Annotated in this window: 11 protein-coding genes; 6 read left to right on the top strand and 5 right to left on the bottom strand. The window is 73.9% G+C overall.

Annotated features, from left to right (window positions below; translation table 11 throughout):
- Positions 1–110: 110 nt before the first annotated feature.
- From ACFXGI_RS17445 to ACFXGI_RS17430, 4 genes are read right to left on the bottom strand one after another with little or no spacing between them, the layout of a single operon-like run.
- Positions 111–1,535, bottom strand: coding sequence for an amidase (locus ACFXGI_RS17445; protein WP_384706896.1), 1,425 nt, complete (start codon positions 1,533–1,535; stop codon positions 111–113).
- 58 nt (positions 1,536–1,593) lie between these two features.
- Positions 1,594–2,298 carry an alpha/beta fold hydrolase gene (locus tag ACFXGI_RS17440; RefSeq protein ID WP_384706894.1) on the bottom strand — a complete coding sequence of 235 codons (705 nt, stop codon included), beginning with the start codon at positions 2,296–2,298 and terminating at the stop codon, positions 1,594–1,596.
- Positions 2,299–2,353: 55 nt separating this feature from the next.
- Positions 2,354–2,809: an MFS transporter gene (locus tag ACFXGI_RS17435; protein WP_384706893.1), complete on the bottom strand. Its 456-nt coding sequence runs from the start codon at positions 2,807–2,809 to the stop codon at positions 2,354–2,356.
- 33 nt (positions 2,810–2,842) lie between these two features.
- Positions 2,843–3,631 (bottom strand): MFS transporter, encoded by a 789-nt coding sequence (locus ACFXGI_RS17430; RefSeq protein WP_384706892.1) that lies wholly within the window; start codon positions 3,629–3,631, stop codon positions 2,843–2,845.
- Positions 3,632–3,964: 333 nt separating this feature from the next.
- Between ACFXGI_RS17430 and ACFXGI_RS17425 the strand changes: the two genes are divergently transcribed.
- From ACFXGI_RS17425 to ACFXGI_RS17405, 5 genes are all read left to right on the top strand, one after another.
- The gene (locus ACFXGI_RS17425) at positions 3,965–4,978 is read left to right on the top strand and encodes a LacI family DNA-binding transcriptional regulator (RefSeq protein ID WP_384706890.1); all 1,014 of its coding nucleotides are present in this window, start codon (positions 3,965–3,967) and stop codon (positions 4,976–4,978) included.
- 490 nt (positions 4,979–5,468) lie between these two features.
- A complete protein-coding gene (locus tag ACFXGI_RS17420) occupies positions 5,469–6,686 on the top strand; it encodes a thiolase family protein (RefSeq protein ID WP_384706888.1) in 1,218 nt (405 codons plus the stop codon).
- Positions 6,687–6,849: 163 nt separating this feature from the next.
- Complete coding sequence (locus ACFXGI_RS17415) at positions 6,850–8,289, top strand: aldehyde dehydrogenase family protein (RefSeq protein ID WP_384706886.1); 1,440 nt, start codon at positions 6,850–6,852, stop codon at positions 8,287–8,289.
- 121 nt (positions 8,290–8,410) lie between these two features.
- Complete coding sequence (locus ACFXGI_RS17410) at positions 8,411–8,800, top strand: thioredoxin family protein (RefSeq protein WP_384706884.1); 390 nt, start codon at positions 8,411–8,413, stop codon at positions 8,798–8,800.
- Positions 8,801–8,926: 126 nt separating this feature from the next.
- Positions 8,927–10,366, top strand: coding sequence for a dihydrolipoyl dehydrogenase family protein (locus tag ACFXGI_RS17405; RefSeq protein WP_384706882.1), 1,440 nt, complete (start codon positions 8,927–8,929; stop codon positions 10,364–10,366).
- Here ACFXGI_RS17405 and ACFXGI_RS17400 read toward each other — a convergent pair.
- Positions 10,338–10,658, bottom strand: a complete 321-nt coding sequence (locus ACFXGI_RS17400; RefSeq protein ID WP_384706880.1) for a DUF2087 domain-containing protein — start codon at positions 10,656–10,658, stop codon at positions 10,338–10,340. The two genes, ACFXGI_RS17405 and ACFXGI_RS17400, sit on opposite strands and share 29 nt — an antisense overlap.
- Before the next feature lie 165 nt (positions 10,659–10,823).
- Here ACFXGI_RS17400 and ACFXGI_RS17395 point away from each other — a divergent pair, with 165 nt between their 5' ends.
- Entirely contained in the window at positions 10,824–13,580 is a 2,757-nt protein-coding gene (locus ACFXGI_RS17395; RefSeq protein ID WP_384706878.1) for a penicillin acylase family protein, read from the top strand.
- Positions 13,581–13,638 lie beyond the last annotated feature (58 nt).

Here is a 13,638-nt window from a genome sequence, read left to right as displayed (position 1 = left end):
CTCCGTCGCGCCCCGCGCCACCCGCACCCGCTTCACCGACCATGCCCGCCCGGAACATCGGGGCCTCCGGCGGCCAGAACCTCTGAGGGCGGCCGGTCCCCGCGCCCCGCTCAGCACCCGGCCGGCCGGCGGGCCGTCCAGGCCTCCGCCGCCTCCGCCTGGGCCGCCAGGGACAGGAGCAGGGGCTCCGAGTCGGCCGGGCCCAGGAGCTGGGCTCCCAGGGGGAGGCCCTCGGTGGTGAAGCCCGCCGGGATGTTCACCCCCGGCCAGCCCAGGACGTTCCAGGTCCAGGCGTACGGGCAGGCCGCGATCATCGCCCGGTCCGTGGCCATCGCTCCCAGCCCCGCCAGGGCTCCGATCCGCAACGGGGGAGTGGCCGTCGTCGGGGTCAGGACCACGTCGAACCGGCCGAAGATCTCCCCGACCCGCCGCCGCAGCAGGGTCTCCGCACGGCGGGACGCCCGCAGCGGCAGGCCGCCCAGGATCCGGCCCGTGCGCATCGACTCGTGCGTGCGCGGATCCAGCAGAGCGGGATCCGGCACCCGGGACGCCCAGTCGCGTACGCCACTGGTCGCCCGGGGCACGAAGGTCAGGCCGATCCGCCCGTAGCGCGGGTCCTCCGGTACCACCTCGTGGCCCAGTGACTCCAACCGCCCGGCCAGTCGCTCCACCGCCGAACGGACCTCCGGGTCGAGGGACTTCGGCGTCGCGGTGAAAGCCATCCCGAACGACAGGGCGATGCGCAGCCGCCTCGGCGTGCGGCGGGCGGCCTCCACCGCCGAGACGGGGGCCGGGTGGTGCCGGTCCCCGGCGTGCGGGCCGCTCGCCGCGTCGAGCAGGAGCGCCGCGTCGGCGACGCTGCGGGCCAGCACGCCGTTGACGGTCAGCCCGTGGAACGACTCCGGCTCCGGCCACGTGGAGATGCGCCCGCGCTGCGGTTTGACGCCCACCAGATGGGTCCAGGCCGCGGGGATCCGTACCGAGCCCGCCCCGTCGGAGCCGAGGGCCGCCGGGACGAGTCCCGCGGCCACGGCCGCGGCCGAGCCGCCGGAGGAACCGCCGGGCGTGTACGCCGGGTTCCACGGGTTGCGGGTTTCGCCGAACGCCGGGCCCTCGGTGAACGGCCATTGGCCCAGCTCCGGCGTCTGGGTCTTGCCGATGATGATCGCGCCGGCGGCGCGCAGCCTTCGTACGGCCTCGCTGTCGGCGCTCTTCGCGGGGAACTCCCCGGCGCAGCCGAACGCGGTCGGCTCCCCGGCCACGTCCATGTCGTCCTTGACGGCGACGGGCACGCCGAGCAGCGGGAGCCGCTCTCCGGCGGCCAGGCGCCGGTCGGCGGCGTCGGCCTCGGCGAGCGCGGCCGCGGTGCGTACGATCCGGAAGGCGTTGAGCACGGGCTGCGCGGCGGCGATCCGCTCCAGGGCCTCCTCCGCCAGCCGGCGGGCGCTGAGGCCTCCTTCGGCGAGCGCCCGCGCCGTTTCCACCAACCCGCCGGACACGGTCGAAGCCTGCGTACCTGACGACGTCACCGACATCGGACCTCCCCGTTACCGCTCGGTAGGACCGAAGGTAACGGGGAAGGCCCGAGGGCGGCTAGAGCGGTTGGATCCAGCCCTCCAGCGAGGCCATGAACCCGTCGAAGTCGTCCCGGTGGATGGTGTGTCCGGCGCCGGCCACGGACCGCACCTCGAAGCCGCGCTCCTCGAGCAGCGCGGCCCGCTCCGGGGAGATGAGGAAGCTCGGGTCGGCGAGCTGGACGAGCGAGGGGACAACCGGCGCCGCCGGCAGCAGGTCCGTACCGAACAGCGAGGTCAGGCTCAGCGCCGTCCCCTCGTCCCACAGAGCCAGGGTCTCCAGCTCGATGTCGACGTCCGCCTCCTCCCAGCGCGGGTTCATCGCCCGGATCCGCTCCTTGGGCGCGGACTTGAACTGCGCGAACATCTCCGGCCCCATCCCCTCCACCGGGGCGGCCAGGTGCCAGGCCGGGTCGGAGAACACGGCCCGCTCGGGCCTGAGCCGGTCCAGGGCCAGCGAGAGGGCCAGCCCGCCCAGCGAGTGCCCGATGGCGAGGTCGGCGCCGGCCGGGAGGGTTTCGACCAGGTCCCGCGCGAACAGCTCGGGGCCGTACTCGCCCCGCCCGCTGGCGCCGTGGCCGCGCAGGTCCACGGCGATGACGCGGTAGCCGCGCCCGGCGAGTGCGGGCCCCACACGGCGCCAGGTCCGGTGGTCGGCCATCATGCCGTGGATCAGGAGCGCGACGCGGTCGCCCTCGCCCCAGGTGCGGGTGTGCAGTTTCACGGTGGTGCCCTTCTCGGATGTTTCGGATGCCGCGGATGTCTGGGAACCCGGAAGCTCAGCGGACGCTGCGGATCGGCTTCACGGCCAGTGCGCCCGCCACCGCCAGGAGCGCCGCGACGATGAACAGCGCGGTGTAGCCGCCGCTCAGTGAGACGATCACCGAGGCGATGAACGGCGCGATGATCTGCGGCGCCGCGTTCGCGATGTTGAGCACGCCCATGTCGCGGGCCGCGTCCTCCGCCTTCGGGAGCACCATCGTCACGAGCGCCGTGTCCACGGCCATGTACGAGCCGAACGCGAGCCCGTTGACGGCCGCGAAGGCCAGCATCGCCGTCCAGCTGTCCGACACGGCCGGGATCACGAGCGCGACGGCGGACAGCAGGGCGGAGGCGCCGACGAAGAGCTTGCGGCGGTCGAGCCGGTCGGAGAGGTACCCGCCGAGGACCGTGGAGACGACCATCGTGACGCTGGTCAGCGGCATCAGCACCGCCACCGCCGCCTCCGGCTTCATGCCGTCGGGCAGGACGGTGTGGTCCTGGAGGATCTACAGCTGGTACCCGCTGACCGCGAAGTACCCGAGGACGAGCAGCGCCCGCCCGATGAAGGCCCAGCGGAAGTCGTGGTCGCGCAGGGCGCCGGTGAAGGCGGCCAGCTGCTCCTTGACCGGCAGCGGGGCGCGTGCCGGGAGCCGCTCCTCGCGGGTGCAGGCGGTGAACAGGACCGCGGCGCCCGCCACGATCGCGCCGAAGACGAGATATCCGGTGCGGTAGTCCTCCGAGAACGCGGCGCCGATCAGGGCGCCGGCGGTGGAGCCGAAGGGCAGGCCGAGCCCGACGGCGGCTGAGGCCTTGCCGCGCGCGGACATCGGGACCCGGTCGGGGACCACGGAGGTGATCGCGGCCTGGTAGACGTTCATGACGGCCTGGCCGAGGCACCAGGCGATCGTGATCAGCAGGATCGTGTCGGCGGCGCCGAGCAGGAACATCGCCGGTACGGCGGCGATCCCGCCGCCCAGGATCCAGGGATTGCGCCGCCCGCTGCGGTCGGACAGGGCGCCGGCGACCGGGTTGAAGATCGTGGCGAAGATCGCCGAGACCCCCGCGATCAGGCCGAAGTTGGAGACCTTGTTCGCCGGGTCGACGCCCTCGACCTGGAGGGCGAGCAGGACGCCGGCGACGCCGATGTAGAGCGAGTACATCGCGCTGTTCCCGACCAGCAGCAGCGGGAACAGTCCGCGTCCGGGAGCGCGCCGGGGGCCGGTGGCGTCGGGTGCGGCGGACGCGTCGTCGGGGGTGGCTCCGGTGGTGCCGGTGCCGGAGGAGGAAAGGGCCACGGTGCCCTCCTGGGCGGGTTCTTCGTGCGGATGAGGGTGTGGTGAAGCTGAGGTGAAAGGTGTGGGAGGGGGCGTCGGGAGGTGTGGGGAAGCAGTGCACACAGGGGTGCGGGGAGGGTGCGCGCCGCCCTGCCGTGACGGCGGGGGTGCGTCGGAACACGACAGGGCGGCGGCACGGCGGGGACACGGTCGGACACGTGCTGCGCGGACCCGGGGAAGGGGATGTGACGCCCGGGTTACACGTGTCAATGAATCGTGTAACCACTGTGTAGCATCCGTTTCCGGCCATCCGCTAGCCCCCGGGTGCAATCGGTCTGGAAAGATGCCACGGCAATGTCACAGTCATCGAAACCGCCGCAGCCGGCCCCCGTGCCGACCAGCGCCGACGTGGCCCGTCTCGCCGGCGTGTCGCGCGCGACCGTCAGTTACGTCCTCAACAACGCGGAAGCCGTGCGGATCAGCGAGCCCACCCGCCGCAAGGTCCGCCGCGCCGCCGAGGAGCTCGGGTACGTACCGCACGCCGCCGCCCGCAGTCTGCGCGCCGGGCACACCCGCATCGTGCTGCTGCCCACCTCGCACGTGCCGATCGGACCGCTCTACAGCGCCTTCCTCAACGAGCTCCAGTGGTCGCTGCGCCGCCTCGACTACACCGTGGTCCAGTACGGCAGCCTCGGCCTCAGCGGCGACGAGGCGGCCCGCGCCTGGGCCGAGCTGCGGCCGGTCGCGGTGATCTCGCTCGGCGAGATCACCCTGTCCGCGCACAACGTGGCCACGCTGAAGCGGGCCGGGGCGCGCGCGGTGATAACGATGGGCCCGGTAGGGGTCCCCGGGGCCCACGCGCTGGTCCTGGACCAGAGCGAGGTCGGCGCCCGGGCCACCGCCCACCTCGTCGGGCGGGGCCACCGGCGGATCGGCGTGGTCGTACCGGAGGAGGAGGGGATGGAGCTCTTCTCCACCCCCCGGCTGGAGGGTGCCCGTTCGGTCGCGGGCGCAGAGATCGAACCGCTGCCGATGGCCTACTCGGAGGAGTCGGCCGCCGCGCTGGCGGCGAGCTGGCCCTCCCTCGGCCTGGACGCGGTGTTCGCGTACAACGACGAGTACGCGATGCTGCTGATGCGCGCCCTGCTGGACGAGGGGCTGCGGGTCCCCGAGGACGTCGCGGTCATCGGCGCGGACGACCTGCTCATCGGCAGGCTGCTGCGGCCCCGGCTGAGCACGGTGCAGATCGAGCTGCCGACCGGGGACCACCTGGCAGAGCTGGTGGACCGGGCGGTGCGCGAGCCGGGCGAGATCACGCGGCGGCACGACCTGATCTCCGCCGTGGCCATCCGGCGGGAGTCGACCTGACGGCAGGCCCGTGACGGCGGGCGTGTGATGGCGGGCGTGTGACGGCAGGCCTGTGACGGCGGGCGTGTGACGGCGGGCGCGTGACCACGGGTCCGTGGTGACCGGCCCGTGCGGACGGGTCCGTCGCGACCGTGCCGTGAGCCGGCCGGTGTGGACCCGGCCCGTGTCGGGCGGCCGGTGTCGGGTGGCCGGTGTAGACCGTGCCGTGTCGGCCTGTCCGTGCCGACCGCGCCGCGTCGGACTGTCCGCGTCGGACTGTCCGTGCCGACCGGTCCGTGCCGACCGGTCCGTGTCGGCCGGCCCGTGGCTGCGGCTCCGGGACCGCACCGACGGAACGGCCGGTCGTTGGCCGACAGCGGGCCGTTGACAGCCGGTGACCTGCGGACGGAGACTGCGGGCGCGCCCCACCGGGCGCGCCCGGCGCCGCACCGGGTGCCGACCCCGGCACCACCCCGGCGCCGCCCGTACGGATCCGCCCAGGAGAGCCCCGATGAGCATCCGCACCGCCCGCGACGGACGCGGTGTCCGCGACGTCTACGTCGTCGACGCCGTCCGCACCCCGATCGGCAAGTTCGGCGGAGCCTACGCCGGGGTCCGCCCCGACGACCTCGCCGCGCACGTCGTCCGCGCGCTGGTGGACCGTACGCCCGACCTCGACCCCGCCCGCATCGACGACGTGGTCTTCGGCGACGCCAACGGCGCGGGCGAGGACAACCGGGACGTGGCCCGGATGGCCGTCCTGCTCGCGGGGCTCCCGGTGTCCGTCCCCGGGGTCACCGTCAACCGGCTCTGCGGTTCGGGTCTCGAAGCGGTGATCCAGGCCGCCCGGGCCATCGCGCTGGGCGACGCCTCCGTCGCCATCGCGGGCGGCGTGGAGTCGATGAGCCGCGCCCCCTGGGTGGTGCAGAAGCCCGAGCGCCCCTTCCCGGCCGGCCACCAGCAGATGTGGTCCACCACCCTCGGCTGGCGGATGACCAACCCGCGCATGCCCGCGCAGTGGACGGGCTCGCTCGGCGAGGGCGCCGAACTCATCGCGGAGAAGCACGGCATCACCCGCGAGGCCCAGGACCTCTTCGCCCTGGAGAGCCACCGCAAGGCCGCGGCCGCCTGGGCCGCCGGACAGTACGGGGACGAGGTCGTCGCGTACCCCGGAGTGGACCTCGTACGCGACGAATGCATCCGGGAGGGCTCCACGCCCGAGTCGCTGGCCCGCCTGAAGCCCGCCTTCCGGTCCGATGGCACGGGTACGGTCACGGCAGCCAACGCCTCCCCGCTCAACGACGGCGCCGCGGCGCTGCTGCTGACCGACGAGGAGGGGCTGGCCGCCACCGGCCGGGAGCCGCTCGCCCGGATCAGTGCCTCCGCGGTCACCGGCATCGAGCCGCAGCTCTTCGGTCTGGGCCCGGTCGACGCCGTGCGGAACGCGCTCGCCAAGGCCGGCCGGAGCCTGGCCGATCTGACCACGCTCGAACTCAACGAGGCTTTCGCGGCCCAGGCGCTGGGCTGCGTCGCGGCGTGGCCGGAGCTGGACCCGGCCGTGCTCAACCCGCGCGGTGGTGCCATCGCGATCGGCCACCCGCTCGGCGCCTCCGGGGCCCGGCTGGCCGGTTCGGTGGCGCACCAGCTGGCAGCGGCCGGCTCGGGCACGGGCATGGCCACGCTCTGCATCGGGGTCGGGCAGGGCATCGCGCTCGTCCTGGAGCGCTGAGCCGGCTCCCTGAACTCCCGTACACCGCACCGCCGTCGATCGTTTCCGGTCACGGTGGCGCGTCAACTGCCCAATAACTGAACAGATGTGGTGCCTCCGGTCTGGCACGATGGCGCGTGCTGCCGCCCCCCGCCCCGCCCATCCCCACCGGAGGCCCCGCGCCATGCCGCTCCTCGATCCGACGCTCTGGCAGGACGGACCGACCCTCACCGGGGGCTCCGCCCCGGTCGTCGAACCCGCCACCGGCCTCACCCTGGCCACCCTCGCCCTGGCCGCGCCCGCAGATGTCGCCGAGTCCGCCCTGCGGGCCCGGGCAGCCCAGGAGGACTGGGGGCGGGCCGGGCACATGGAGCGGGCCGCCGTCCTGCGCCGCGCCGGAGACCTGTTCGCCGCCCATGCCGGGGAACTGCGCGACTGGCTGGTGCGGGAGTCGGGCTCCATACCGGGCAAGGCCGACTTCGAGCTGCACGTCGCCGCCCAGGAGTGTTACGAGGCCGCGGCGCTGGCCTCGCGCCCGGCCGGGCAGGTGCTGCCGAGCGAGGCGCCGCGGCTGTCCTTCACCCGCCGGGTCCCGGCCGGGGTGGTGGGCGTGGTGGCCCCGTTCAACGCGCCGCTGATCCTGTCGATCCGCTCGGTCGCCCCGGCGCTCGCCCTCGGCAACGCGGTGCTGCTCAAGCCGGACCCGCGGACCGCAGTGAGCGGGGGCCTCGCGCTCGCCGCCGTCTTCGCGGCCGCCGGACTGCCGGACGGGCTGCTGCACGTGCTGCCCGGGGGCGCCGGGACCGGGGCGGCGGTGGTCGCCGATCCCCTGGTCCGGGTGGTGTCGTTCACCGGGTCCACGGCCGCCGGGCGGCTGGTCGGGGAGCTGGCGGGCCGTCATCTCAAGCGGGCGCACCTGGAGCTGGGCGGGAACTCGGCCCTCGTCGTGCTGAAGGACGCCGATGTCGAGGCAGCCGTCGCGCAGGCCTCCTGGGGCTCGTTCTTCCACCAGGGCCAGATCTGCATGACGGCCGGCCGGCACCTGGTCCACGCCTCGCTGTACGACGAGTACGTCGAGCGGCTCGCCGCACGGGCCGAGGCGCTGGCGGTGGGGGACCCGTACCGCGAGCGGGTGCACCTGGGGCCGCTGATCGACCGCGGCCAGCTGGAGCGGGTGCACTCCCTGGTCGGGGCCAGCACGGAGCAGGGGGCCAAGCTCGTCGCCGGCGGCACGTACGAGGACCTCTTCTACCGGCCCACCGTGCTGGCGGGCGTCGCCGACGACACCCCCGCCTACGTGCAGGAGGTCTTCGGCCCGGTGGCGCCCGTACGCTCCTTCGCGACGGAGGAGGAGGCGGTGGCCCTGGCCGCCGCCGGTCCGTACGGCCTGTCCCTCGGGATCGTGACGCGCGACGCGGCGCGGGGGATGGACCTGGCCGAACGGATCCCGACCGGGATCGCGCACGTCAACGACCAGACCGTGAACGACGAGGCCGTGGCCCCCTTCGGCGGGGTCGGCGCCTCCGGCACCGGGGCCCGGTTCGGCGGCGAGGCGAACCTGGACGCGTTCACGGAACTGCGCTGGACGACGGTCCGCTCGACTCCGGCGGGGCACCCCTTCTGAGGCGGCAGGTGCGGGCGGGCCGCGGACTTTCCGCGGCCCGCCCGCACGCGCGCCGCGGCGGAATGCGCGGGGCGAGCCGATCGTTCAAGGTGCATACAAGGCAATCAGGAGGTCTGGAACCGTGGCTACTGTCGAGCTCACCAAGGAGAACTTCGACCGGACGGTCAGCGAGAACCCGTTCGTGCTGATCGATTTCTGGGCGGGCTGGTGCCGGCCCTGCCTCCAGTTCGCCCCGGTCTACGAGAAGGCCTCCGAGGCCAATCCGGACCTGGTGTTCGCCAAGGTGGACACGGAGGCGCAGCAGGAGCTGGCCGCCGCCTTCCAGATCACCTCGATCCCGACGCTGATGATCGTCCGGGACCAGGTGGCGATCTTCGCGCAGCCCGGCGCGCTGCCGGAGGCCGCGCTGACCGACCTGATCGGGCAGGCGCGCTCGCTGGACATGGAAGAGGTGCGGGCGAAGATCGCCGCGACGCAGCAGGACGGCCAGGCGGGTACCGCGGAGGCCTGAGCGCCGCCGGTCCGCCGCGTCGCCCCGATGCCCCGACGACGCGCCGGCCACGCCGCCGCGCGTCTGCGGCGGGCCCCACGGTCCGCACGTAAGGTGACAGGGAAACAAGAGCCCCTGGAACCACGGATGGTGACTGTGTCGGAAGCGGTGGAGTACGACGTCGTGGTGCTCGGCGGGGGGCCGGCCGGCGAGAACATCGTGGACCGGACCCGCGCCGCCGGGCTGAGCACGGCCCTGGTGGAGGCCGAGCTCGTCGGCGGCGAGTGCTCGTACTGGGCCTGCGTCCCGAGCAAGGCGCTGCTGCGCCCCGCGCTGGCCAGGGCCGACGCCCGCCGGGTGCCCGGGCTCGCGGGATCCGTGGAGGGGCCGCTGGACGCGTCGGCCGTGTTCGCGCACCGCGACTACTGGACCTCCAGCTGGAAGGACGACGGCGCGGTCGACTGGGTCGAGTCGACCGGCGCCCATCTCTACCGGGGCCACGGCCGCCTCTACGGCGTCCGCAAGGTCGCCGTCACCAGCCCCGAGGGCGAGCACGTGGTGCTTGCCGCCCGGCACGCCGTCGTCGTCGCCACCGGCACCCGCGCCGTGATCCCGGACGTGCCCGGGCTCGCCGGGGCGCGGCCGTGGACCAGCCGCGAGGCCACCTCCGCCGGGCAGGTGCCGGGCCGGCTGCTGATCGTGGGCGGCTCCGTGGTGGCCGTGGAGATGGCCACGGCCTGGCAGGCCCTCGGCTCCCGGGTCACCGTCCTCGTACGCGGCTCCGGACTGCTGCCGCGGATGGAGCCCTTCGCCGGCGAGCTGGTCGCCGAGGCGCTGCGCGAAGCCGGCGCGGTGGTCCGTACGGACGTCTCCGTCGAGGCGGTCGTACGGGACGGCTCGACAGGGCCGGTCCAGGTCGTACTGGAGGGCGGGGAGATCCTGGAGGGGGACGAGCTGCTGATGGCGACCGGCCGTTCCCCGCACACCGAGGACATCGGGCTGGAGACCGTCGGGCTGACGCCCGGGGGCTGGATCCCGGTCGACGAGAGCTGCCGGGTCGAGGGCCACGACTGGCTGTACGCCGTCGGCGATGTGAACCACCGTGCGCTGCTGACCCACCAGGGCAAGTACCAGGGCCGGATCGCCGGGGCCGCCATCGCCGCCCGCGCGGCGGGCGCTTCCGCGCTCGACACCGGCCGGTGGGGCGCGCACGCCGCGACCGCCGATACGCAGGCCCTGCCGCAGGCGGTGTTCACCGACCCGGAGGCGGCCGCGGTGGGCCTCACCCTCGCGGAGGCCGAGCGGGCGGGCCACCGGGTCCGCGCCGTCGACTACGACCTCGGCAAGGTCTCGGGCGCCGGCCTGTACGCCGACGGGTACCGGGGCCGGGCCCGGATGGTGGTCGACCTGGACCGGGAAGTGCTCCTCGGGGCCACCTTCGTCGGCCCGGGCGCGGCCGAGCTGCTGCACGCGGCGACGATCGCGGTCGCGGGGGAGGTGCCGATCGCGCGGCTGTGGCACGCGGTCCCGGCGTTCCCGACGATCAGCGAGATCTGGCTCAGGCTGCTGGAGACGTACCGGGGATAGCGGACGTACCGGCTGCGGCGGAGGCCGCGGCACCGGCCCGCCGGTAGCTGCTGCCGTCGCGGGTGCGGGTCAGCAGGCCCGAGGTGATCAGATGGCGCCGCAGCGCCGAGCAGTCCTCGTGCACCGTGCGCAGCGCGTCGTTCACCTCGGGCTCCGTGTACGTCCGGCCCTCCTCGAAGAGGGTCTCGGCGAGGTGGGCGAGCAGCTGCCCGCGGCGGGCGGCCTTGCGCGGGACGGCGATGAGCCGCCCGCCGGAGAAGAGGTCGGCCACTTGGCGCTCTTTCTGTGACATGACAGCGACCCTCTCCGACATCCCGCACGTCCGGCAACGCATTTATGCCGTCGACCGGGGCTCGGCGCCAACTCCCCTCAAAAGTGACGGTCGTTCATCTTACTGAGTGGTAGACCCGCCAGTACCCTCCCCCGTGACCGCTTCCCGCCCCACGGAGGAGCACGCATGCGACGTCCCACCGCCCGCCTGAGAACTGCCGTCGCCGCCGGGGTGATCGTCCTCGGCGCGGCCCTGCTCTCCCCGCTCGCGTCCGCGGCCGCCGCGCCGTCCGCCGACCCCGTCCCGCTGCCCGTCGCCGACTACTGCGGCGGCCAGTGCGCGGACATCCTGCCGCCCGGCCAGAACGGCAACGCGACCCTCGCCCAGATCCTCCTGCACAAGGCGTTCGGCACGATGCCCTCCCACGCCTCCGACCAACTGGCCCGCTACGACTCGCTGGTGGCCGGCTACCCCGGTCTCACCGACGCCAAGGTCAACGACTTCTTCAACGACGCGTCGTTCGGGGTCCCCGCCGGCCAGGTCGAGTCGACGAGCAGTCCGCGCTCCGACGTCACCATCACCCGTGACAAGAAGAGCGGCGTCCCCCACATCAAGGGCACCACCCGCTACGGGACTTCCTACGGCGCGGGCTTCGCCGCCGCCCAGGACCGGCTCTGGCAGATGGACCTCTTCCGCCACGTCGGCCGCGGCGACCTGACCCCGTTCGCCGGCGGCGCCCTCGCCAACCAGGGGCTGGAGCAGCAGTTCTGGCCGCAGGCCCCGTACACCGAGGCCGACCTCCAGGCCCAGGTGGACCGGATCCGCACCACCGAGGGCGACCGCGGCAGGCTCGCGATGGAGGACGCGCAGGCGTACGTCGACGGGATCAACGCCTACCGCGTCCAGTCCAAGAACGGCCGCTACTTCCCCGGGGAGTACGTGCTCACCGGCCACATCGACTCGATCACCAACGCCGGCGAGATCCAGCCGTTCAAGATCACCGACCTGATCGCCCTCGCCTCCGTCGTCGGCGGGCTGTTCGGAGGCGGAGGCGGCGGCGAGGTGCAGGCCGCGCTCTCCCTGCTCTCCGCGCAGCAGAAGTACGGCCTGGAGGAGGGCACCCGGGTCTGGGAGTCCTTCCGCGAGCGCGACGACCCCGAGGCCGTGCTCACCGTCCACGACGGCACGAGCTTCCCGTACGCGCAGAAGCCCGTGAACCCGCAGGGCACCGCGCTCCCGGACCCCGGATCGGTCATCGCCGAGCAGCTCGTGTACGACCGTACGGGAGCGGCGGCCACGGCGGCCGCCGCGAACCCGCCGAAGCCGGTCAAGCAGAGCATGTCCAACGCCCTGCTCGTCTCGGGGGCGAAGACCGCGAGCGGCCACCCCGTCGCCGTCTTCGGCCCGCAGACCGGCTATCTCGCGCCCCAGCTCCTCATGCTCCAGGAGATCCAGGGACCCGGCATCAGCGCCCGCGGCGCCTCCTTCGCCGGTGTGGGCATGTACGTCCAGCTCGGCCGCGGCCAGGACTACGCCTGGAGCGCCACCTCCGCCGGGCAGGACATCACCGACACCTTCGCCGTGGAGCTGTGCGAGCCGGGCGGCGGGACCCCGACCACCGCGAGCGCCTCGTACCTCTACCGCGGCACGTGCACCCCGATGGAGAAGCTGGAGCGCACCAACGCCTGGAAGTCCTCGGTGGCCGACCCGACGCCGAACGGCTCGTACCGGATGCAGGCCTGGCGGACGAACTACGGCATCGTGACCCACCGCGCCACCATCGCGGGCAAGCCCGTGGCCTACACCGCGCTGCGTTCCACGTACCGCCACGAGGCCGACTCGATCATCGGCTTCCAGATGCTCAACGACCCCTCGTACGTGACGGACGCCCGTACGTTCCAGCAGGCCGCCCAGCACATCGGCTACGCCTTCAACTGGTTCTACGCCGACGCGCGCGAAGCGGCGTACTACAACAGCGGGTTGAACCCGGTCCGGCCCGCCGGGGTCGACGCCGCGCTGCCGATCGCGGGCAAGCAGGGCTACGAGTGGCAGGGCTTCGACCCGGTGGCCAACACCGCCGCCTACACCCCGCCCGCGGAGCACCCGCAGTCCATCGGGCAGGACTACTACATCAGTTGGAACAACAAGCAGGCCAAGAAGTACGGCGCGGCGGGCTTCGGCATGGGCTCCGTGCACCGGGGCGACCTCCTCGACCGGCGGGTGGCGCCGCTCGTCGCCGCGGGCGGGGTCACCCGCGCCAAGCTCACCCAGGCCATGGCGGACGCGGCCGTCACCGACCTGCGGGCCGAGAACCTGCTGCCCGAGCTGCTGGCGGTACTGCGCAGCGGGCCGGTCACCGATCCGGCGGTGGCCGCCGCCGTCGACAAGCTGGCCGCGTGGCAGGCGTCGGGAACGGAGCGGAAGGAGACCGCGCAGGGCTCGAAGGCGTACGCGCACGCCGACGCCGTCCGGATCATGGACGCCTGGTGGCCACTGCTGATCGAGGCCGAGTTCAAGCCGGGCCTCGGCGCGCCGCTGTACGACGCCCTGCGGGCCTCGCTGACCGTGGACGAAGCACCCAACGCGGGCCACGGGCCCACTGGTTCACATGCCGGGTCGGCGTTCCAGTACGGCTGGTGGAGCTACGCGGACAAGGACCTGCGGACGGTGCTCGGGCGTCCGGTGGCCGGTCCGCTGGCCAAGGCGTACTGCGGAGGCGGCTCGCTGTCCGCGTGCCGGGACGCGATGGCGGCCACGCTGGGGCAGGCGGCCGCCGCCACCCCGGCGTCCGTCTACCCGGCCGACGGGACCTGCGCGGCCGGCAACCAGTGGTGCGCGGACTCGATCGTGCAGCGCCCGGTGGGCGGGCTGAGCCACCCGCAGATCAACTGGCAGAACCGGCCGACCTACCAGCAGGTGGTGGAGTTCCCGGCGCACCGCTGAGGATCCGGCCGTGCGTGCGGGAAGGCCCGCCGGCCCCGGAGCGATCCGGGGCCGGCGG

The organism is Streptomyces sp. NPDC059355 (assembly GCF_042752335.1).
GTDB lineage: Bacteria > Actinomycetota > Actinomycetes > Streptomycetales > Streptomycetaceae > Streptomyces.
Note: the sequence above shows the minus strand (reverse complement) of the source record. Positions and strands in the feature narration are given on the sequence as shown.

What these genes read in the sequence shown, in the direction of transcription:
- ACFXGI_RS17395 (WP_384706878.1), top strand. Translation starts at nt 10,824, where the DNA reads ATGCGACGTCCCACCGCCCGCCTGAGAACTGCCGTCGCCGCCGGGGTG.
- ACFXGI_RS17425 (WP_384706890.1), top strand. Translation starts at nt 3,965, where the DNA reads ATGTCACAGTCATCGAAACCGCCGCAGCCGGCCCCCGTGCCGACCAGC.
- ACFXGI_RS17445 (WP_384706896.1), bottom strand. Translation starts at nt 1,535, where the DNA reads ATGTCGGTGACGTCGTCAGGTACGCAGGCTTCGACCGTGTCCGGCGGG.
- ACFXGI_RS17405 (WP_384706882.1), top strand. Translation starts at nt 8,927, where the DNA reads ATGGTGACTGTGTCGGAAGCGGTGGAGTACGACGTCGTGGTGCTCGGC.
- ACFXGI_RS17415 (WP_384706886.1), top strand. Translation starts at nt 6,850, where the DNA reads ATGCCGCTCCTCGATCCGACGCTCTGGCAGGACGGACCGACCCTCACC.
- ACFXGI_RS17435 (WP_384706893.1), bottom strand. Translation starts at nt 2,809, where the DNA reads ATGAAGCCGGAGGCGGCGGTGGCGGTGCTGATGCCGCTGACCAGCGTC.
- ACFXGI_RS17420 (WP_384706888.1), top strand. Translation starts at nt 5,469, where the DNA reads ATGAGCATCCGCACCGCCCGCGACGGACGCGGTGTCCGCGACGTCTAC.
- ACFXGI_RS17400 (WP_384706880.1), bottom strand. Translation starts at nt 10,658, where the DNA reads ATGTCACAGAAAGAGCGCCAAGTGGCCGACCTCTTCTCCGGCGGGCGG.